This is a genomic window from Mumia zhuanghuii (genome assembly GCF_042681565.1).
In the GTDB taxonomy this organism is placed as follows: Bacteria; Actinomycetota; Actinomycetes; order Propionibacteriales; family Nocardioidaceae; genus Mumia.
Genome location: NZ_JBHUFT010000008.1, coordinates 2,159,416 through 2,179,325, shown reverse-complemented (window position 1 = coordinate 2,179,325; position 19,910 = coordinate 2,159,416). Strand labels below are relative to the sequence as shown.

General features: G+C 70.4%; 23 protein-coding genes. 1 reads left to right on the top strand and 22 read right to left on the bottom strand.

Annotated elements, in window-relative coordinates; all coding sequences use genetic code 11:
• Positions 1 to 87: 87 nt before the first annotated feature.
• The 22 genes from ACFSDF_RS18930 to ACFSDF_RS18825 form a co-directional block, all read right to left on the bottom strand.
• The gene (locus ACFSDF_RS18930; RefSeq protein WP_377158705.1) at positions 88 to 2,817 is read right to left on the bottom strand and encodes a hypothetical protein; all 2,730 of its coding nucleotides are present in this window, start codon (positions 2,815 to 2,817) and stop codon (positions 88 to 90) included.
• Positions 2,818 to 2,862: 45 nt separating this feature from the next.
• Positions 2,863 to 3,318 carry a TadE/TadG family type IV pilus assembly protein gene (locus tag ACFSDF_RS18925; protein WP_167250860.1) on the bottom strand — a complete coding sequence of 152 codons (456 nt, stop codon included), beginning with the start codon at positions 3,316 to 3,318 and terminating at the stop codon, positions 2,863 to 2,865.
• Positions 3,315 to 3,722 (bottom strand): TadE/TadG family type IV pilus assembly protein, encoded by a 408-nt coding sequence (locus tag ACFSDF_RS18920; protein ID WP_167251130.1) that lies wholly within the window; start codon positions 3,720 to 3,722, stop codon positions 3,315 to 3,317. The genes ACFSDF_RS18925 and ACFSDF_RS18920 overlap by 4 nt, the downstream gene beginning before the upstream one ends.
• A gap of 29 nt (positions 3,723 to 3,751) precedes the next feature.
• Positions 3,752 to 4,171: a TadE/TadG family type IV pilus assembly protein gene (locus ACFSDF_RS18915; RefSeq protein ID WP_167002934.1), complete on the bottom strand. Its 420-nt coding sequence runs from the start codon at positions 4,169 to 4,171 to the stop codon at positions 3,752 to 3,754.
• Between the two features lie 7 nt (positions 4,172 to 4,178).
• The gene (locus ACFSDF_RS18910) at positions 4,179 to 4,388 is read right to left on the bottom strand and encodes a hypothetical protein (protein WP_167002936.1); all 210 of its coding nucleotides are present in this window, start codon (positions 4,386 to 4,388) and stop codon (positions 4,179 to 4,181) included.
• A 28-nt stretch (positions 4,389 to 4,416) separates the two neighbouring features.
• On the bottom strand, positions 4,417 to 5,331 hold the full coding sequence (locus ACFSDF_RS18905) for a type II secretion system F family protein (protein ID WP_167250859.1): 915 nt from the start codon (positions 5,329 to 5,331) through the stop codon (positions 4,417 to 4,419).
• Positions 5,328 to 6,194 (bottom strand): type II secretion system F family protein, encoded by an 867-nt coding sequence (locus tag ACFSDF_RS18900; RefSeq protein ID WP_167002940.1) that lies wholly within the window; start codon positions 6,192 to 6,194, stop codon positions 5,328 to 5,330. Before ACFSDF_RS18900 ends, ACFSDF_RS18905 begins: the two co-directional genes overlap by 4 nt.
• Complete coding sequence (locus ACFSDF_RS18895) at positions 6,194 to 7,501, bottom strand: CpaF family protein (protein WP_167002942.1); 1,308 nt, start codon at positions 7,499 to 7,501, stop codon at positions 6,194 to 6,196. The genes ACFSDF_RS18900 and ACFSDF_RS18895 overlap by 1 nt, the downstream gene beginning before the upstream one ends.
• The gene (locus ACFSDF_RS18890; protein ID WP_167002944.1) at positions 7,501 to 8,286 is read right to left on the bottom strand and encodes a hypothetical protein; all 786 of its coding nucleotides are present in this window, start codon (positions 8,284 to 8,286) and stop codon (positions 7,501 to 7,503) included. The genes ACFSDF_RS18895 and ACFSDF_RS18890 overlap by 1 nt, the downstream gene beginning before the upstream one ends.
• Complete coding sequence (locus tag ACFSDF_RS18885; protein WP_167002946.1) at positions 8,283 to 9,044, bottom strand: SAF domain-containing protein; 762 nt, start codon at positions 9,042 to 9,044, stop codon at positions 8,283 to 8,285. Before ACFSDF_RS18885 ends, ACFSDF_RS18890 begins: the two co-directional genes overlap by 4 nt.
• Before the next feature lie 139 nt (positions 9,045 to 9,183).
• Positions 9,184 to 10,059: a hypothetical protein gene (locus ACFSDF_RS18880; protein WP_167002948.1), complete on the bottom strand. Its 876-nt coding sequence runs from the start codon at positions 10,057 to 10,059 to the stop codon at positions 9,184 to 9,186.
• Entirely contained in the window at positions 10,053 to 10,586 is a 534-nt protein-coding gene (locus ACFSDF_RS18875; protein WP_377158701.1) for a hypothetical protein, read from the bottom strand. Before ACFSDF_RS18875 ends, ACFSDF_RS18880 begins: the two co-directional genes overlap by 7 nt.
• A 79-nt stretch (positions 10,587 to 10,665) precedes the next feature.
• The gene (locus tag ACFSDF_RS18870; RefSeq protein ID WP_377158699.1) at positions 10,666 to 11,241 is read right to left on the bottom strand and encodes an acVLRF1 family peptidyl-tRNA hydrolase; all 576 of its coding nucleotides are present in this window, start codon (positions 11,239 to 11,241) and stop codon (positions 10,666 to 10,668) included.
• Between the two features lie 35 nt (positions 11,242 to 11,276).
• Complete coding sequence (locus ACFSDF_RS18865; RefSeq protein ID WP_167002954.1) at positions 11,277 to 11,654, bottom strand: metal-sulfur cluster assembly factor; 378 nt, start codon at positions 11,652 to 11,654, stop codon at positions 11,277 to 11,279.
• A complete protein-coding gene (gene sufU / locus ACFSDF_RS18860) occupies positions 11,651 to 12,106 on the bottom strand; it encodes a Fe-S cluster assembly sulfur transfer protein SufU (protein WP_167002956.1) in 456 nt (151 codons plus the stop codon). The genes ACFSDF_RS18865 and sufU overlap by 4 nt, the downstream gene beginning before the upstream one ends.
• A 5-nt stretch (positions 12,107 to 12,111) precedes the next feature.
• Complete coding sequence (locus tag ACFSDF_RS18855; RefSeq protein WP_377158696.1) at positions 12,112 to 13,371, bottom strand: cysteine desulfurase; 1,260 nt, start codon at positions 13,369 to 13,371, stop codon at positions 12,112 to 12,114.
• Positions 13,371 to 14,129, bottom strand: a complete 759-nt coding sequence (gene sufC / locus ACFSDF_RS18850) for a Fe-S cluster assembly ATPase SufC (RefSeq protein WP_167002960.1) — start codon at positions 14,127 to 14,129, stop codon at positions 13,371 to 13,373. Before sufC ends, ACFSDF_RS18855 begins: the two co-directional genes overlap by 1 nt.
• A gap of 29 nt (positions 14,130 to 14,158) precedes the next feature.
• Positions 14,159 to 14,485, bottom strand: coding sequence for a non-heme iron oxygenase ferredoxin subunit (locus tag ACFSDF_RS18845; RefSeq protein ID WP_167002962.1), 327 nt, complete (start codon positions 14,483 to 14,485; stop codon positions 14,159 to 14,161).
• Between the two features lie 3 nt (positions 14,486 to 14,488).
• Positions 14,489 to 15,700, bottom strand: coding sequence for a Fe-S cluster assembly protein SufD (gene sufD, locus ACFSDF_RS18840; protein ID WP_208322336.1), 1,212 nt, complete (start codon positions 15,698 to 15,700; stop codon positions 14,489 to 14,491).
• Positions 15,697 to 17,151: a Fe-S cluster assembly protein SufB gene (gene sufB / locus ACFSDF_RS18835; RefSeq protein WP_167002964.1), complete on the bottom strand. Its 1,455-nt coding sequence runs from the start codon at positions 17,149 to 17,151 to the stop codon at positions 15,697 to 15,699. Before sufB ends, sufD begins: the two co-directional genes overlap by 4 nt.
• Complete coding sequence (locus tag ACFSDF_RS18830) at positions 17,148 to 17,852, bottom strand: helix-turn-helix transcriptional regulator (protein ID WP_208322337.1); 705 nt, start codon at positions 17,850 to 17,852, stop codon at positions 17,148 to 17,150. The genes sufB and ACFSDF_RS18830 overlap by 4 nt, the downstream gene beginning before the upstream one ends.
• Positions 17,853 to 17,929: 77 nt before the next feature.
• A complete protein-coding gene (locus tag ACFSDF_RS18825; RefSeq protein WP_243842942.1) occupies positions 17,930 to 18,742 on the bottom strand; it encodes a spermidine synthase in 813 nt (270 codons plus the stop codon).
• A 67-nt stretch (positions 18,743 to 18,809) separates the two neighbouring features.
• Between ACFSDF_RS18825 and ACFSDF_RS18820 the strand changes: the two genes are divergently transcribed.
• The gene (locus tag ACFSDF_RS18820; protein WP_167002966.1) at positions 18,810 to 19,907 is read left to right on the top strand and encodes a DNA polymerase domain-containing protein; all 1,098 of its coding nucleotides are present in this window, start codon (positions 18,810 to 18,812) and stop codon (positions 19,905 to 19,907) included.
• The last annotated feature ends 3 nt before the right edge of the window (positions 19,908 to 19,910 follow it).

Genomic DNA, 19,910 nt, shown 5'->3' with positions numbered 1-19,910 from the left:
GCGTCCTCCGTACGGTCCAGGTCCCGCAGGAGGGCCATGACACCGTGCGGACGTGGACGCTGGCGCACTGCCGAACGGGCGCCGGAGTCAGTTCGCGCCGGCCAGCGTCCCGCCGGAGCCGGTCGGCATGAGCTCGTCGAGCAACGCCTCTGTCTCCGCCTCGAGCGGGACGCCGTCCATGCGCGCGATCATCGCCTCGACCGTCTGCATGACGCCCGCGACGCCGCTCATCGCGTGACGCGAGCGGACCATCGCGCGCCACAGCCGCTGCTCGGTCGGCCAGGCCCGCAGACCTGCCGCCGCTGCGTCGGACGCCCCGCTCGGGTCGTCCTCGCCGAGCAGCGTCGCAAGCCGGTCAGCCGCGTCCACGACCACCCGTGCGATCTCGCGTGGCAGGTCATCCTCGGACACCCAGGCGAACCGGCCCTGCGGCGTCCCGGAGAACGCCTCGCCCCGGACGAGCTGGAGCCCGCGCCGCAGCATCTCGACCTCTTCGCGCTCGCTCGAGACCGTCCGCGACCGCAGGAAGAGGGTGCGTGCACAATCCCAGTCGCAGACGACTGAGTCGGCGAGGCGCAGTCGGCCGTCGGCGGTCTCCTGGAGCAGGTGAGAGCCGTCGACGTCCGAGCCCAGCCAGCCTCGGGCCCGCTCGACGGCGGAGTCGCGGACGTCGGCAGTGACGCCTCGCGGCCACAGCGCGGCGGCGAGGACGGTCGGGTGGACGCCCTCGCGGTGAAGCGCGAGGTGGACGACCATCTCTTCGGCGAGCGGACGACGGTCGGCCGCGATCTGACCGGCGCCCTGGACAGCAAGACGCCCCAGCACGCCGATGCGGCGCTGCGCCGTCGCCCAGGCCGCGTCGTCGTGGGTGACCTCAGGTGCACTGACCCGGATGCGGAGACCGTCGTCGGGCCGGTCCGCGGTCCGCGACGCCTCGAAGAGCTCCGCGACGGCCGACACCTGGGCCGCCGTCACTCGGTTGGCGTCCACGGTCAGCCCGAGCTGTGGGGCGCTCAGGGTCCCGTTCTCGTCGACGTGCAGCTGCCAGCGCGAGTCACGATGCTCCCCCACCACGACGATCGACAACGTCCGCCGCCCGCCGCCGACCAGTGCACCGAGGCGCTCGGCGATCGACGCGTCAGGGACGCGCCCCGCGACCACGAGGTGCGAGAAGAGCCCACGGCGACGCATCCGGCCGGTGAGGACGTCGTCCGTACGTCCGGCGTAGAACTGCTCGACCTCGCCGATCTCCTGAGCAAGGTCCGTCACACGGACCCGGCCCTCGACCAGCGTCGCAATCTCGTCCGGCAGGTCGGAGATGCTGACGCGTACGGCGTCGGCCCAGGGTGCGGTCGCGGCCTGGAGCGCCATCGCTGCAGCGACCTGCTCGGCGGTCACGACGTCGCCGACGAGCGAGACGACACCGCCGGCGGCCTCGAGGTCGATGAGCACGTCCCGTCCCTCGCCGTCGACTCCGAGCCCGACCAGGCCCGGGTACGGGGCGCTCTCTGCGGGGACCGAACCCCGAGGATCGGCCGTCGAGCGCCAGCGAGCGCCGTCGTCGACCGCCTCCCAGCCCGTGAAGGGCTTGGGCTGCGCGGGCGCCAGCATCAGCTCGACCGACTCGTCGTCGACGAACGCCGCATAGGCAGGGGGTGGCACGGCACCCTCCGTACGGCATGTCGCGGTCAGCGTGCGCAGCGCGTGGTCGAGGCGGCGGACCCGGTCGGTCGTGGCCGAGACACGCAGGTGGGCCTCGACGGCACGCGCGTCCTCGCTCGCACGGGTGCCACGCTGGCGCCGACGCTGCAGCGCCAGAGCGCCGAGGACTCCGGCAGCGAGCAGACCGATGCCGCCGTACGAGCGCACGGAGTCGCTGAAGACGGAAGCGGTCTCGACGGCGCCGCCGGCACCGTCCGCGCCGCCCTCTGCCCCACCGGTCTCCGCAGCGTCGTCGACCGGGGCAGGGGTGTCCATCGGCATCGGTGGTGCCTCGACGGGCGCGGGGGCCGGCGCGGCGACGCGCTCGACTCCGACGGCGTCCTCGGGCATCACGAGCTCCCAGCCCGGATGGATCAGCCGCGCGAGCTCGACCTGACCGCCGTCGGGCTGCTCGCGGTCCTTGTTGAGGTGGTAGATCTCCTGATAGCGACGACCGTCGCCGAGATGGCGCTCGGCGATGTCCCACAGGTTGTCGTGGTAGCCGGCCTTCGGCGCCTTGACGGTGTAGACCTTCTTGCCGACGAGCGGGCTGTGCTCACGGTCGGCCTGGCTGGCAGCGCCGGCTTGATCGACGCCAGCGACCACCGAGGTCTGCTGGAGCGAGGAGTCCACCATGACCACGCGGGTCGACGGCGACACGTGGTCGGCGGCGGAGGTCGCAGCCTGGGCCGGCCCCGCGACGATGCCCGACATCAGGAGCACACCGATGAGGACGCGGGCGAGATGCTGGAGCGGGCCGGCGAGCGGCACCGTGCGGGCAAGTCCACCGCGGCGCGCTGCGACGGCCTCGACGACGACGCACACCACGAACCACACCCAGGCGAGCCACACGACGGCCACGAGCACCGTGAGGAGATCGTCCATGCTGAGCTGACGGGCCGCATCGGTCAGCGATGGCAGGCTCGTCGGGATCGGCGGAGGGCCGGAGAGCAGCACGAGCGCGACGGGAAGGCCGACCAGCAGCAGGCCGAGGGCAGCGACTGCTCCGAGAACCTCCAGCGGCCGGCGGCTCTGCCGTGGGGGCATCCGCGCCTCGGCGAACCGGGTCGGGTCACCGGCGCGGTCGTCCTTCGCACGAGATGTGGTCCTCGTCATCGCTCCCCCTGCTGGCAGCACGGTCGGTCGTCGCTCATGATCGCATCACTGTGGTTCGGTCTCGGGGACGGCGCGGGCGGTGGCGTTGACGTCGAACCGACGGATGCCCACCAGCCCGAGGAACGCCGTGTCGGTGGAGTCGCGCACGTCGACGTCGACCGAGCCGGCGTTGACCCGTACGGTGAACTGCCCCGCGCCGTAGCCGCGACGTGCCAGGTAGCCGGCGGCGCGCGTCCCGGCGAGCTGCTGATCGATGACGAGCGTGCCGTCGGCGCGCAGCTGCTCGATGTTGATCGAGTCGGCGGCGATCCGGGCCGCCTGCTCAGCGTCGTCGGCTGCCCGCATGCGCGCGTTGATGGCGAGGCCGCCGTCGATCGCGAGACCGGCACACACCAGAAGGACGATCGACATGCCGAGGACGAAGACGGCCGCCGCACCGCGCTCGTCGCCGGACGCGCGGCGCAGAGTCCGGTCGCGCCACGCCGTGAGCGCGCGGGTCATCCGTACCTCCGGTAGGTGTCGATCGGCGCTGCTCCGCTCGCGGTCAGGGTCTGGGTGCCGCCGAGACCGATGAGGCCGAGGCCACGGTTCGACACCTCGCAGCGCATGTCCACCTCGACGATGCCGCCGGCGGAGAAGTTGCCGCCGATGCCAGAGACCCGGCAGCTGCCGGTGCTGCCGAGCGCCGCCGTCGCGACGGTGGCTGCGGCGGTACGGGCCTCGTCGGCGGTACGGGCGAACGACGCGGCCCGCGCGGCGTCGCGTGCCGCGGCCTCGATGTCGCCCTTGACCGCGACGTAACGCCCTCCCGCCACGACAAGGAGGGTGAACATCACGAGGATCGGCACGAAGAAGACGACCTCGACCGACATCGACCCCCGCTCCTCCCCCCAGCCGCGGCCCATGAGCCGCCTCCGCGGACGCCGCAGTGCTCTCACGGCGCATCCTCCACGAACTGCTCGATGGGGCCCTGCACCTCTTCGGTGACACGGACCGCGCCGATGAACGGGAGCAGCCGGACAGCATCGGCGGAGACGACCGTCCGCATCTGGTCGCCCCCGACGGGTGTCACCGCGACATTGACGTCGGAGATCATGCCACCGCCGAGGTTGGCGGCGTACGCACGGCCGCGAGCCTCCGCAGCGGCCGGGTCGGCGGTGATGCGTGCCGTACGGGATGCTTCACGCGCCGCAGCGGAGACCGCCTGGTTGCCCAGATAGATGAAGGCGGCCTGGACCGTGAGGATGATCGCGATCATGAGCAGGGGCATGTACATGACCAGCTCGATGCTGGAGTAGCCCTCCTCATCGCGGTGGCGCAGTCGCCTGCGCCACCGTCGTACGCGATCGGTCATCACGGTCTTACGGGTTCTCGATCTGGTCGCCGATTTTGTCCGCCTGGCCCTCGAGGGCTCCCTTGAGGATCCCTCCGACCGCGATACAGATGCCGACCACGACGGCCGCGATCACCACCCACTCGACGGCCGAGGCGCCCTCCTCGGAGCGTGCCTTGCGCCAACGCACGTCCAGGATGGTGAGGAGATACCCCAGTGGGCTCAGCGGGTTGATCATGGGAACTCCAGAAGGTTGAAGGGACAGGTCACATGCCGAGGAGCTCGGCCACGGCAGGATAGATGAGGAAGAGCAGGAAGCCTACGCACAGCAGCAGTTGAGCGACGAGCATGGACTGCGACCGCTCGGCCGCACGGCTCTCGGCGTCGGCGAGCTCGCGCTGGCGCATGGACGCCGCACGCGCCGAAAGCGACTCGCGCACCTGCGCACCGTCCTCGGCGACGAGGGCGAGGGCCGCCGCCAGGTCGCGCAGCTCCTCGATGGCCATCTCGGTGCCGAGGTCGCCGAGCGCGTTCCAGGGGGTGACACCCTGAAGGCGCGAGGACTCGATCGTGTCGCGGATCCGGACCATCGCCCAGCCGTCGCTCAGCTCGGCGGCGGTCGCCAGCGCCTCGGGGACACCGCGTCCGCCCGCGAGATTCATCGAGACGAGATCGAGGTAGGCGCTGACGACGTGGCGGAAGTCGCGCCGACGGTCGGCGGCCTCGGTCGCGAGCTGCGCGCTCGTCAGGACGGCGCCACCGACCGCGCCGAAGACGGCGAGCCAGACAGGGATCGTCCAGCTGACACTGAAGAACATCGCGGCAGGGATCATGATGATCACCGGCGCGAAGAAGCCCGCGACTGCAGCGAGCACCGTCATGCCGAGATGGGTCTCGACCGAGCGCCCCATCACCGCCAGATCGGCGCGAACCTTGATCGGGACGCTCCAGCCGCGCGACTCGAGGAACGTCGACACGGACGACCCGAGCTTGCGGACGCGAGCGGACTCCGCCTGGTGGCGCCGGTCGGCCGTCAGCGACGTCCGGACGCGCGAGCGCTGGCTCATCGCATCGAGGTGCGCCAGCTCGGCGGCAGCGGTGCCGGAGCCTGTGTCGTACATCCGGACCAGTGCGAGGATGCCGACGCCGACGAGGCCGCCTGCGAGCAGAACGAGGATCATCGGCGATCCCCCGACGAGCTCGACGTGAGCAAGAAGCGCTCGGGGATCTCGAACACGGAGAGACGCCGCATCCAGACGAACCCGAGCGCGAAGAAACCGAGCACGATCAGCAGGACCATCTGGCCGACCGGGCTGCCGTACGGGGCGACGTACTCGCGGTTGAACACCGCGAGCCCGACGACGAACAGGACGGTGATACCGATGACGATCTGGACGCTCCGTCGGGTGCTGGCGCGGCCGGCGACCACCCGGCGACGCATCTCCAGCTCCTCGCGCGCAGACTCCGCCAGCGAGGTGAGCACCTCTCGAAGCCCAGGTCCGCGCAGGCGCGAGTTGAGCATCAGCGCGGCGATCACCATGTCCGCGCTGCTGTCGTCGAGGTCGTCCGCAAACTGCTGGAGCGCCGTCGGGAGCGGCGTGCGCATGCGCAACCGGTCGGAGAGGTCGATGAGCTGCGGCGAGATCGCGGGAGATGCTGCGTACGCGGTCGCGGGGATCGCCTGCTCGAGGCCGACCGCGCCGGCGATCGTGTCGCGCAACGACTCGGTCCACGCGGCCAGGCCGTCGAGCCGGGCGATGGCGATCTTCTCGCTGCTCGCTCCCCCGACGAGGTAGGGCGCGAGGACGACGAGCGCCGCACCCGCGGCCGCCAGCACCGGCCACCGGGTGAGCACCAGCAGCGCGAGGGCGACGCCGAGCGCGATCGGCAGCCGGGCACCGAAGCGCTTCACGCGTGTGAGGAGGGTCGACGAGGTCGCCACCCCCGACGGCTCCTGCGGGGTGAGTGACCAGACGAGCAGGAGGATGCCCGCGCCGACGACGGCCCCGAGCAGGACCACCAGCATGATCGTCTGGCTGGCCATCACACCCCCTGAGACTGGTAGACGCCCGGCACGTAGCCAGCCGTCTCGAGCTCGTCGATGCAGCTGACCGCGGCCGCCGGCACTGCGTGCCCGTCGCGCCCGAGGGCGAAGACCTCGCTGGAGAGCACGCGGCCGTCGACACCGTTGACCTCGCGGACCGACGTCACGACACGACGCAGACCGCCGCCGGTCGCGTAGTCGTTGCGTCGCTTCACGAACACGACGAAGTCGATCGCTCCCGCGATGAGCATCATCGCAGCCTCGGCCGGCAGACGCTCGGCCGACTGGATCGCGTACGTGCAGATGCGGTTGAAGACCTCGATCGACGAGTTGGCGTGGATCGTCGAGAGCGAGCCGTCGTTGCCCTGGCTCATCGCGTTGAGCATCGTGACGATCTCGTCACCGAGCACCTCGCCGACGATGACGCGGCTCGGGTTCATGCGCAGCGACCGGCGTACGAGGTCGGCCATACCGATGTAGCCGCGGCCCTCAGAGTTGGGCAGGCGCTCCTCGAAGGCGACGACGTTGGGGTGGAGGTCGGGGTACTTGTCGAGCCCGAGCTCGAGCGCGCGCTCCACCGTGATCAGCCGCTCGTGGGCGGGGATCTCGTTGGCCAGCGCGCGCAGCAGCGTCGTCTTGCCGGCGTTGGTCGCCCCCGCGATCATGATGTTCTTGCGCGCGGCCACCGCAGCGGACAGGAAGCTCGCGAGGTCGGGAGACATCGTCTCGTTCTCGACCAGCATGTCCAGCGACACCCGTGACAGGCGCGCGCGGCGGATCGACAGCGACGGCCGCTGCGTGACCCCCATGACGGCCGACAGGCGGCTGCCGTCGGGCAGCCGCAGGTCGAGCTGGGGGTTGGCGGTGTCGAACGGGCGGCTCGTCAGCCCGGAGTGGGCAGCCAGCACCTGGACGAGCTCGACCAGCTCGTCGTCCGAGTCGGCGACAGGCGGGAGCATCCGCTCCTCGCCGTCGGCGTAGCCCACGAAGACGCTGTCGTAGCCGTTGATGTCGATGTTCTCGACGTCCGGGTCGTCGAGCAGCGGCTGGAGGCGCCCGACGCCGTACAGAGCGGCGTGGATGCCGTCGGCGAGCTCGGCCTCCTCGGTCGTGTCCGGCGGGGTACGGCCGGCGGAGATCTCGGACCGCGCATGGGTCTCGAGCACCCGCGCGATGACGGCGCGCGCGTACTGGCGCTCGTCCTCGCTGGTCATCGGCGGCAGGCCCGAGTCGGCGTCCTCGCGACGCTGGCGCGAGACCGCATCGGCGACCTCGCCGCGCAGACGCCTCAGCACGAGCTGGTCCATCAGACGACCTCCTCGGACCAGAACGGCACACGAGACGCCACGAGCGCGTGGACCTCGGGCACGACGTCCACGAGCGAGCGGTGCCACAGGGTGCGTCGTACAGCACGCTCGGAGGAGGTGCGCAGGTTCTGGACCACCTTGGGGTCGTACGCGACGGTGCCCAGCACCGGCACAGGAACCCCGGCGGAGGCGAGCAGCCGGGCGAGGTCGTCACGCGCGCGCTTGTCGCGGGGGTCGCCCACGAGCAGCACCCCCGTCGGAACGCCGTCGACGCCGCCGATCCGCAGAGGCTCGCGCAGCCACAGCAGGCGCTCGCGCAGGTGGGCGAGCGCGGAGACGTCGGACCTCGCGACGAGCACGAGCGCAGAAGATTGCTCGACGACCGGCGCGATCGGGGACCCGGGCGTCAGTCGGCCGCAGTCGGCGAGCACGGGGCGCGCCTCTGCCAGCAGACCGGCAGCCACGTGCGGCCAGGCGAGACCGAGGCCCTGGACCTGCCCGGGAGCACTCACGCCAACGAGGGCGTCGATGCCCTCGTCGGTGGGCTGGAGGTGATCGGCGAGGGCCGACGCCCGCCCACCGCGTACGGCGACGGCATACGAGAGGAGCCCGGTCTCGCGGTCGAGCGGCACCCCGTCCTCGCGGCGCTGCCGGAAGGCGAGGTCACCCCCGACCGGGTCGAGCTCGGCCACGACAGGCGCAGCGGGCCACACGCTCGCGAGGCCGGTGACCGTCTGGGTCACCCCGGGCGATCCCTTGGCCGAGGCGAAGGCGACGAGCGTCATCGTGGTCCTCCGAGGACCGACAGGTCGGCCTCGTCGACCGCAACGCCGCGGCGGATCAGTGCGATGCCGAGGCGCTCGCCGGCAGAGGCGTCGACGACGTCGTCGGCCGCACGGGACGGCACCATCAAGGTCGCACCGCCGCCACCCGAACCTCCGTCGACGAGGCCACCGGACTCGGCCGTCGACGTGCGCAGCACGATCGCCGTCGCCAGCGGAGTGGGCTCGCCACCTGCGCCTTCGGCGAGGCGGATCAGACGGACCTCGTCGCCCGAGCGCAGGTCGGTCGGGGCCCGCCCGCCCACGAGCTGGACGCCGACCCGGGCGGTGTCGTCGGCCAGCACCTCACCGGTGGTGAGCATCGTGGTGTCGAGGAGCTGCCCCTCGCTGATCGGCACTCGCGCGTACGTGCCGAGCACCTCGGACACCTGGTCCTCGGGGACGATCTTGAGGCCTTCGCTCGCGACCATGGACGTGCTGAGGAGATCGGTCGTGATCTCCGTGCCGGCCGGCACGTCCTGCTTGACGACGATCACGGAGGTGCGGCTGTCGAGGTTGACCGCGAGAAGTCCGGCCAGTGCGGCCCCACCGACGATCAGCAGCACAGCGAGCGCGGCCATGGCCGGACGGCGGCGGCGCGGCGGGGCGGGACGGTCGGACTTCGCCGCGGCGAGCGACTGGCGGGTGCGGACGCCTCGCGCGGCACGCTCTCGCTGCCGGTCGTGGACGGACACGCCAGAAGTTCGGGTGGACTCCGCCATGACGCAGTGTCTCCTCGTGATGGGCTGCCGGGGTCAGGCGTACGGGAGCGACGACGGTCCCGAGATCGTTGACGTGGACCAGAGCAGTCTAGGTGCAACGCGGGTCACACAAGAAATCTCTGGTCGCCTCGTGGACGGGTCAGTGGGGCGCGACGATTGCCTGCGACTCCCGTACCGGGATCGTCTGGTTCGCCCACTCGGTCTCCAGCTGTGACGGCGCACCTGGGATGTCACGCACCTGGTTCCCGAGACGGAACTCCAGTGTGTAGACCAACCGCATCCGAGCGGTGAACGTCCCGCCGAGGGACGACTTGGCGTACGCGTGGACGCACGCATCCGACCGCCTGACCCTGAAGGGGCACCGCTTCGCTCCGGTGCTGTCACCCGGGTCGACCTCCATGTGGTCGGGCCGCGCGACGGCGACGACGCCGAGGGCCTCGCCACTGATCGCCCTGCGGGTGGCCCCCGCTGCCCACCACCACGTGTCGAGGCTGACGAACGTCCGGCCAGGCGGGTTGAAGGTCGGGGTGAAGTCGGGGAGCGGGATCCGGGCGATCGCACGCCGCGCGCGCTCGCCGAGCGGCGGAGGGGTGGGCTCGGCGCCCGACCAGAAGTAGCGCTCGTACGTCGTGCCGTCGGGACGCTCGCACTCCCAGTAGATGGCGTGAGCATCCGGGTCGGGCTTCTCAGACGGATCGAGCCCGTTGTCCTCGGGCTCCTGGAGCGCGGCCGGATCGTTGCGGAAGCAGCGCGCGTCGCCGTCGCAGTAGTCGTTGTAGAGCGAACCGGAGAGATCGCATTGAGGCTCGACGATGTCGTCGCCCCCGTCGTTCCCCCCGTCGTCGCCGGGCCCGCCCGGGGTCCCGGGGTCGACACAAACCAGGACGCCGTCGTCTCCGGCCACCCAGTCGCACTCCGGGTCGGCCTGCGCCGCTGGAGCCGCCATCAGGACGGCGCCGATCGTCGCGGTCGCCACGGCAAGCCGCGCCCCCATCCTCACCACGTGCCTCAGCATGCGCCCCGCTCACCCCTTCGCTCGACGCCGACGACGTACCAGCCCTCGGTGTCCCTCTTCAACGTCATCGCGATCGAGACCGGCGTCGTGGGCGGCGGCGAGACCGCCTCGCCGTCCTGCTCCGCGCCCCACCCGCTCTCGTCCCAGCAGACGACCGCTCGCGCGCCGCTCTTCTTCATCGCGACCTCGGGCTCGCCGATCACCGGGCGCCCCACCCGCCGGAAGCCGCGTTCCTTGTAGTCGCCGGCGGTCGTCAGGTTGCGTTCCACGAACGCGCCCTTGGCGATCCCTTCGAACAGCGCGGGATCGTTCGACGGCTCGGTCTGGGACACGATGAACGCGTTCCAGTAGCGGGTGACGGCCGCCGACACCGCGGCACTCTCGTCGGCCGTGGTCGCGGTCGCCGTCGGTGTTGCCGAGGACGGGCTCGCCGGCGCCTCGTCGGAGGAGCACGCGCTGACCGAGAGCGCGAGGAGGACGACGCAGGCGGCGGACAGGCGCCTGCCCACGCGTACGGGGGAAGTCACGCCAACAAGATAGTGGTAGCGCGGTCCACGCCGAACTCCCCCTCACCGCGTCGGCAGGAGACTGCTGGCGGGGCGTCGGTCACGCCAGCAGGTTCAGCCGAACCTCGTACGCCCGCGCGCCGGTGACCGCGGCCTGCAGGGCCACGAGCCGAGGCTCCTTCACGTCCAGCCACCGCGGCTCGAGCGTCAGCTCCCGGCCTGCCTCACGCGCCGCCAGCACCTGAGCGACCAGCGCCTTGTCGCCGCCGCCGAACACCTGTCCGGCATCGGGAAGAAGACGCGCCACGACCTCGGAGGCGGCGTCGGCGAGCGCGTCGGCCTGGTTGGCCCTGCGGCGGGCGTAGCGCTGCTGGCTCCAGCCGCCGGCCTTCGTCTTCCCCTGGACGTACCGGGTGCCCGTCTTGTGGGCAACGAGGACACCACCCTCGACGCGACCGATCGCATAGCCGCCGCGGCGGACGAGGACGATCCCGAAGTCGGCCGGCGGGTCCACGTCCTCGTACGAGGCCTCGGCGCCGTCGGGTGCGTGCAGGATCGCGCGGGAACCCTCACGCACGACCAACGGCTCCCCGTGCCGGGTGGAGAAGCGCTCCACCCAGCCAGGGAGCCGCTCGTGCGGGACGAGGACGGTCCGGGTTTCGACAGGCTCAACCACCGGACACCCCGCCGGTCGAGCCAGTCGAGACCACCTCAGACGTTGAACCCGAGGGCGCGCAGCATCTCGCGGCCGTCGTCGGTGATCTTGTCGGGACCCCACGGCGGCATCCAGACCCAGTTGATCCGGAAGTCGTTGACGATGCCCTCGAGCGCCTGACGCGTCTGGTCCTCGATGACGTCGGTCAGCGGGCACGCCGCCGAAGTGAGCGTCATGTCGATCGTCGCGTTGTTGGCGGGGTCGACCTCGACCTCGTAGACGAGCCCCAGGTCGACGACGTTGATCCCGAGCTCGGGATCGACGACGTCCTTCATCGCCTCGTTGACATCCTCAGCCGTCGTGACGCTTCCCGCCGGCCTCAGGTCAACCTCGGGGAGGTCGTCCGTGGTCTGGTCCGGTGCAGTCTCGCTCATCGGCCTTCCTCGCTCTCGTTGGCGACGGCCTGGGCCGTCGCGTCCTTCCACGCCATCCACGACAGCAGCGCACACTTCACCCGGGCGGGGAACTGCGCCACCCCGGCAAACGCGATGCCGTCCTCGAGCACGTCCTCGTCGGGCTCGACCTGTCCGCGCCCCTGCATGAGGGTCTGGAACTCGTCCAGCAGCGCCATGCCTTCGGTCACCGACTTGCCGACGACGAGGTCGTTGAGCACCGACGCGGACGCCTGGCTGATCGAGCAGCCCTCAGCGTCGTACGACACGTCGGCGACCCTGTCGCCCTCGAGGTGCACCCGCAGCGTGATCTCGTCGCCGCACGTCGGGTTGACGTGGTGGACCTCGGCCTCGTACGGGTCACGCAGACCCGCACCGTGAGGCTTCTTGTAGTGGTCCAGGATGATCTCTTGATACAGGGAGTCGACATCCACGCTCGTCACACCACCTTGAAGTACTTTTGGGTGCGTTCGATTCCCTCGACGAGCGCGTCGATCTCCGCCGGCGTCGTGTAGAGGTAGAACGACGCGCGCGTCGTCGACTGCACCCCGAAGCGCTGGTGCGCCGGCTTCGCGCAGTGGTGGCCGGCGCGCACGGCGATGCCGTACGAGTCGAGCAGCTGCGACACGTCGTGCGGGTGGACGCCGTCGAGGGTGAAGCTCACCGCTCCCCCGCGCTCGACTGCCTCGCTCGGCCCCACGATGGTGAGACCGTCGACCTCACCGAGCCGCTTGAGGGCGTACGCGGTGATCTCCCGCTCGTGAGCCGCGACGTTGTCCATGCCGAGCGCCGTGAGGTAGTCGGCGGCAGCGCCGAGCCCGATCGCCTGGACGATCGGCGGCGTGCCGGCCTCGAACTTCGCCGGCGGCGGCGCGTACGTCGAGCGCTCCATCGTCACGGTCTCGATCATCTCGCCGCCCCCGAGGAACGGCGGGAGCTCTTCGAGCAGCGCCTTGCGCCCCCAGAGCACGCCGATCCCGGTCGGGCCCACCATCTTGTGACCGGTGAAGACCACGACATCGGCACCGAGCGCAGAGAAGTCCACCGGCATCTGCGGCACGGCCTGCGAGGCGTCGACCACGACGATCGCGCCGACAGCGTGCGCCCGCGCGATGATCGCGTCGAGCGGGCTGACCGACCCCAGCATGTTGGACACCCACGCGACCGTGACGATCCGCGTGCGCTCATTGACGAGCTCGTCGAGGTTCGACAGGTCGAGCCGGCCCTCGTCGGTCAGACCGAACCACCGCAACGTTGCGCCCGTACGCTGCGCGAGCAGCTGCCACGGGACGATGTTGGAGTGGTGCTCGAGCTCGGTCGTCACGATCTCGTCACCCGGACGGATCTCGAGGTCGCCCACGGCGTTGCGAGAGGCGTTGGCGACCAGGTTGAGCGCCTCGGACGCGTTCTTGGTGAACACGATCTCGTCACGCGACGGAGCATGGACGAACGCGGCGACCTTGTCGCGCGCGCCCTCGAACGCCTCGGTGGCCTCGGCGCCGAGCTGGTGCATGGCGCGCGCGACGTTGGCGTTGTGCCGGCGGTAGTGCTCGGCGATCGTCTCGATGACCGCGGTCGGCTTCTGCGACGTGTTCGCGCTGTCGAGGTAGACCAGCGGGCGGTCTCCGGCCATGGTGCGGCTCAGGATCGGGAAGTCCTCTCGAACCTTCTCGACGTCGTAACCGCCGGCGGCACTCATCAGGCTGCGGCCTTGGTGTACTTGTCGTAGCCGTTGGCCTCGAGCTCCTCGGCCAGCCCCGCACCGCCGCTCTCGGCGACCTTGCCGTTGACGAACACGTGCACGAAGTCCGGCTTGATGTAGCGGAGGATGCGCGTGTAGTGCGTGATCAGCAGCACGCCGCGATCACCCTGCGCCGAGAAGCGGTTGACGCCCTCGGACACGATGCGCAGTGCGTCGATGTCGAGCCCGGAGTCGGTCTCGTCGAGGATCGCGAACTTCGGGTTGAGCAGCTCGAGCTGGGCGATCTCGTGGCGCTTCTTCTCGCCGCCGGAGAAGCCCTCGTTGACCGAGCGCTGGCTGAAGGTCTTGTCCAGCGTCATGCGCTCCAGGACACCGTTGACGTCCTTGACCCAGCTGCGCAGCGACGGCGCCTCGCCATCGAGGGCGGTCTTGGCGGCGCGCAGGAAGTTTGCGACCGAGACGCCCGGGATCTCGACCGGGTACTGCATGGCGAGGAACAGGCCCGCACGGGCACGCTCGTCGACGGTCATGTCGAGGATGTCGAGGCCGTCGAGGGCCACCGAGCCGGAGGTGATCTTGTACTTGGGGTGGCCGGCGATGGAGTAGGCGAGCGTGGACTTGCCCGAGCCGTTCGGGCCCATGATCGCGTGCGTCTCGCCCGACTTCACGGTCAGGTCGACGCCCTTGAGGATCTCCTTGGCGCCGTCCTCGGTGGCCACCGAGACGTGCAGGTCGTGGATCTCGAGAGTGGACATGTGTGGTGACTCCGTAAATTTCTTGAGGATCAGATGCTGGGGCTGGTCACGTCGACGAGGACGGTCGCGTCCTCGGTGACCTTGCAGGGATAGACCGGCACTGGCTCGGTCGCCGGCAGGTTGAGGACCTCGCCGGTGCGGACGTCGAAGCGCGAGCCGTGGAGCCAGCACTCGAGGGTGCAGTCCTCCACGTCGCCCTCCGACAGCGGCACCGCCGCGTGCGAGCACTCGTCACGGACGGCGAAGACCTCCTCGCCGCAACGGACGAGCGCGACGTCGAGGCCCTCGACCTCGACCGCCAGCACTCCCCCGTCAGGGACGTCGGCGAACTGTGCCGCGTACGCGAACCCGCTCATGGCTCAGGCCTCCGTGGCCGCCACCACGTCGGCGACACCGACGTGCTTGGCGAGCTCGGCCTCGACGGTCTGCAGCAGACGGTCCTGGATCTCCGGGACGCCGGTACGGCGGATCACGTCGTTGAAGAAGCCGTGCACGACGAGGCGGCGCGCCTCAACCTCCGGGATGCCGCGGCTCTGCAGGTAGAACAGGTGCAGGTCGTCGAACCGGCCGGTCGTCGACGCGTGACCTGCGCCCTCGATCTCGCCGGTCTCGATCTCCAGGTTCGGCACCGAGTCGGCACGTGCCCCGTCGGTGAGGACGAGGTTGTCGTTGCTCTCGTACGTGTCGATGCCGACGCCCTCCTTGCGGATCAGCACGTCGCCGATCCACACGGTGTGGGCGTCCTTGCCCTGGAGCGCGCCCTTGTACTCGACCTTGCTGCGCCCCTTGGGGTTGTTGTGGTCGACGAAGAGGCGGTGCTCGAGGTGCTGACCGGCGTCGGCGAAGTAGAGGCCGAGCATCTCGACGTCACCGCCGGTGCCGGCGTACTCGACCGACGCGTTGATGCGCACGAGGTCGCCGCCGAAGCTGACGAGCACGTGCTTGAGGCTCGCGTCGCGGCCGACGTGCGCGTGGTGGTGCGACACGTGCACGGCGTCGTCGTCCCAGTCCTGGACTGCGACGACAGTCAGCTGGGCGCCGTCGCCGAGGACGATCTCGACGTTCTCGGCCCAGGTCGCCGAGCCGACGTAGTCGATGACGACCGTGGCCTTCGAGAACGCCTCGGCCGTGATGACGACGTGGCCGGCGCCCGCCTTCTCCGAGCCCGTACCGCGGAACGTGACCCAGGTGGGCTGCGACGCGACGGCCTCGGCGGGGACGGTCACCTTGAACAGACGGTCCGACGCCTCCCAGGCGCGCGCCGAGATCCGGTCGACGGGCTTGTACGTCGACGAGCCGCGTACGGGGTCGTCGATGTCGACCGACTCAGCCCGCACCTCGGGCGCGGCGTCGATCGAGACCTCGTAGTCGTGGCCGTCCAGCGGCGCGTCCTTGTGGAGGTCACGCAGGCGCTTCAGCGGGGTGAAGCGCCAGATCTCCTCGAGCCCCCTGGGCACCTCGTGGTCGGCAGGGTCGAACGACCCCTCCGGGTGCAGGTGGCTGACGACCCTGGTCTCGACCGGGCCGGCGAGAGGGCCAGCAGACGTTGTAGTAGTGGTGGGGGCGGTCACCCGACGGCACCTTCCATTTGCAGTTCGATCAGACGGTTGAGCTCGAGCGCGTACTCCATCGGGAGCTCGCGCGCGATGGGCTCGACGAAGCCACGCACGATCATCGCCATCGCCTCGTCCTCCTCCATCCCGCGGCTCATCAGGTAGAAGAGCTGGTCGTCGCTGACCTTGGAGACCGTGGCCTCGTGGCCGAGCGACACGTCGTCCTCACGGACGTCGACGTACGGGTAGGTGTCGGAGCGGCTGATGTCGTCGACGAGCAGCGCGTCGCACTTGACGGTGGAGGCGGAGTGCTCGGCGCCCTCCTGGACCTGGAGCAGGCCACGGTACGACGCACGGCCACCGCCGCGCGCGACCGACTTGGAGATGATCGAGCTCGACGTGTGCGGCGCGGCGTGGACCATCTTGGCGCCGGAGTCCTGGTGCTGGCCCTCGCCGGCGAAGGCCAGCGACAGCGTCTCGCCGCGGGCGTGCTCGCCCATCAGGTAGATCGCCGGGTACTTCATGGTCACCTTGGAGCCGATGTTGCCGTCGACCCACTCCATCTGGGCGCCCTCCTCGCAGGTGGCGCGCTTGGTGACCAGGTTGTAGACGTTGTTCGACCAGTTCTGGATCGTCGTGTAGCGGCAGCGGCCGCCCTTCTTGACGATGATCTCGACGACCGCGGAGTGCAGCGAGTCGGTCTTGTAGATCGGCGCGGTGCAGCCCTCGACGTAGTGGACGTACGCGTCCTCGTCGACGATGATCAGCGTCCGCTCGAACTGGCCCATGTTCTCGGTGTTGATCCGGAAGTAGGCCTGCAGCGGGATGTCGACGCGGACCCCCTTGGGCACGTAGATGAACGAGCCGCCCGACCAGACCGCCGAGTTGAGCGCGGAGAACTTGTTGTCGCCGACCGGGATCACGGTCGCGAAGTACTCCTGGAACAGCTCCGGGTGCTGCTTGAGCGCCGTGTCGGTGTCGAGGAAGATGACGCCCTGCTCCTCCAGGTCCTCGCGGATCTGGTGGTAGACAACCTCGGACTCGTACTGCGCGGCGACACCGGCGACCAGGCGCTGCTTCTCGGCCTCGGGGATGCCGAGGCGGTCATACGTGTTCTTGATGTCCTCCGGGAGCTCCTCCCAGGAGGTCGCCTGCTTCTCGGTGGAGCGGACGAAGTACTTGATGTTGTCGAAGTCGATGCCGCCCAGGTCGGCGCCCCACGTCGGCATCGGCTTGCGGCCGAAGAGCTTGAGGCCCTTCATCCGCAGGTCGAGCATCCACTGGGGCTCGTCCTTGCGCGAGGAGATGTCGCGGACGACGTCCTCGTTGAGACCCCGCTTGGCGCTCGCTCCCGCGATGTCGGGATCGGCCCAGCCGAAGTCGTACCGGCCGAGGCCCTCGAGCTCGGGATTGGCTTGCTCGATGGCGTTGGGCACGGCGCTGACGCCGGTGTCCGGGGTGGTGGTCATCGGGTGGTCCTCTCGTCGGTCATGAAGGCAGTGCTCGAAAGCGTGGCGGGAGTGTCGGGCACGTACGTGGTGCACACACCGTCGCCGTGGGCGATGGTGGCGAGACGCTGCACGTGATGTCCCAACATCCGGGCGAACGCTTCCGTTTCCGCTTCGCAGAGCTCGGGGAACGCGGCCGCCACGTGGGCGACCGGGCAGTGGTGCTGGCACACCTGGGTGCCTCCGGGTGCCTGCCGCACGGTGGCGGCATAACCGTCCTCGGCCAGCGCCTCGGCCAGGACCTCGGGTCGCTGCTCGGGCGTGGTGTCCTCAAGCAAGGGCAGCAGACGACGCTCGAACTCCTGGCTGCGCCGCCTGGCGAACTCCTTCACCGCGTCCTCGCCGAGCGTATCGGCGACAAACCGCAGCGCACTGACCGCCAGGTCGTCGTAGTCCTGCTCGAACGCCTCGCGGCCCTCGTCGGTGAGGGCGAAGGCCTTGGCCGGCCGTCCCCTGCCACGCCGCTGCGAGAGCGGACGCTCGGCGGCGACCTCGATCATCTCCTCGTCGAGGAGGGCATCGAGATGGCGGCGAACGGCGGCAGGTGTCAGCTCGAGCCGCTCGGCTAGCTGGGCGGCTGTGGACGGGCCCTCGTGCATGATGCTGCGCACCACGCGCTCACGAGTCGGCGACTCGTCAGAGAGCTCCCGTGCGGATTTCACAACACCAGTGTGCCCTTATTGCTCGTGCGCATTCAACGAAGGATGTCCTTAGTAACCCCGGTCACACGGAAGGGCGCTCACGAGAAGTAGGTCGCCCCACCGGGTGGGCCGGGCGATGGCTCCGCGTCGGCGTCCGTGAATGGGACTCCGCCGCCGAGGATGCTGTCGCGCTCTGCCCCCGCGAGCACGCGGTAGGGGAACGCCGACGAGGCCGCACGCCGCGCCATGCCCTCCACCGGCAGCGGCACCCGGCTCGCGACCAGCAGGACGTTCCCGAAGCGTCGCCCCTTGAGCGTCGCTGGCTCCGCGCTCACGACGACCTCGCCGAACGTCGTGCGAACCGCCGCCAGCACCCGACGGGCGTACCGGAACGGCCCTCGGTCTGCCACGTTCGCGAGCAGCACACCGTCGGGTCGCAGCACCCGCGCGACCTCGGCGAACGCCTCGGCCGTCGTCAGCTCGGCCGGGACGACAGGCCCGTCGAAGGCGTCGAGCACGACCACGTCGGCATACGAGTCGCGCAGTTCCGCGAGCCCTTCACGCCCCCCGATGGGCCGCACCTTGATCCCGCTGCGGCTGGGCAGCGGGAGGTGCTCGCGGACGTACGAGGTGAGGTCTGCGTCGGGCTCGAGGACGACCTGCGCCGAGCGGGGGCGGGTCGCGGCGACGTACCGGGGCAGGGTCAGCCCGGCACCGCCGACGTGGACGACGCTGATCCGGTCCGGGGCGGAGCGCAGGAGGTCGAGCGTGTCAGCGATCCGCTGGACGTACTCGAACACGAGCCGGGTCGGGTCTGCCAGGTCGACGTGCGACTGGTCGGCCCCGCCCACGCGGAGAGTGAACGCATGGCTCCGCCCAGGCTCGGGGGCGAGCGTGATCTGGCGTTCCACGGCGAGAGACTACGTGCCCGCGCGCGCGAACGCGCATCGTGTCCCCGCGAAGGCCTAGGTTGGTCGCATGCCTGCAGCAGCGACCGAGGTCGAGGTCGAGTCCCCCGGTGGGAGCCGTGCCGTCCGGGTGAGCAGTCCCGACCGCGTGATCTACGAGGCGACGCCATGGTCGGGCGAGGTGACCAAGCTCGACGTCGTCCGCTACTACCTCGCGGTGGGTGACGGCATCATGCGCGCGTTGCGCGAGCGCCCGACCACGCTCGAGCGGTGGCCCAAGGGGGTCCGCGAGGGCATGACACTGTCGACCCGGGTCGACAACCGCGGCGACGCGTTCTATCAGAAGCGCCTCCCCAAGGGCGCTCCCGACTTCGTCCAGTCGGCCCGCATCGAGTTCCCGTCGGGCCGCTCGGCCGACGAGGTCTGCCCCACCGAGCTCGCGACGGTCGCGTGGGCGGCGCAGATGGGCACGCTCACGTTCCACCCGTGGCCGGTCCGTCGCGAGGCCGCCGAGCACCCCGACGAGCTGCGCATCGACCTCGACCCCCAGCCGGGGACGGACTTCACCGACGCCGTACGGGTGGCCGGTCAGGCGCGGGCCCTGCTCGACGACCTCGGCATGGTCGGCTTCCCCAAGACGAGCGGCAACCGGGGCGTGCACGTCTACGTCCGCATCGAGCCGCGGTGGTCCTTCACCGACGTCCGTCACGCCGCGATCGCGTTCGGTCGCGCGCTCGAGCGCCGTACGGACGGGGTCACCACGAACTGGTGGAAGGAAGAGCGAGGCGCGCGCATCTTCGTCGACTTCAACCAGAACGCCCGCGACCGGACGATCGCCAGTGCCTACAGCCTGCGCCCGAAGCCGGGCGCGCCGGTCTCCACCCCCGTGACCTGGGACGAGCTCGCGACGCTCGACGACCCGCGCGCCTTCACCCTCCACACGGTGCCGCCGCGCTTCGCCGAGCTCGGCGACCTCCACGCGGCCATCGACGACACGGCGTGCTCGCTCGAGCCACTGCTCGACCTGTACGCCCGCGACGAGGAGCAGGGGCTCGGCGACATGCCGTACCCACCCGACTACCCCAAGATGCCGGGCGAGCCGCCGCGTGTGCAGCCCAGCCGCAAGAACGCTGCCAACTGGGCCGACGAGGACGCGCCCGAGGGCTGACGG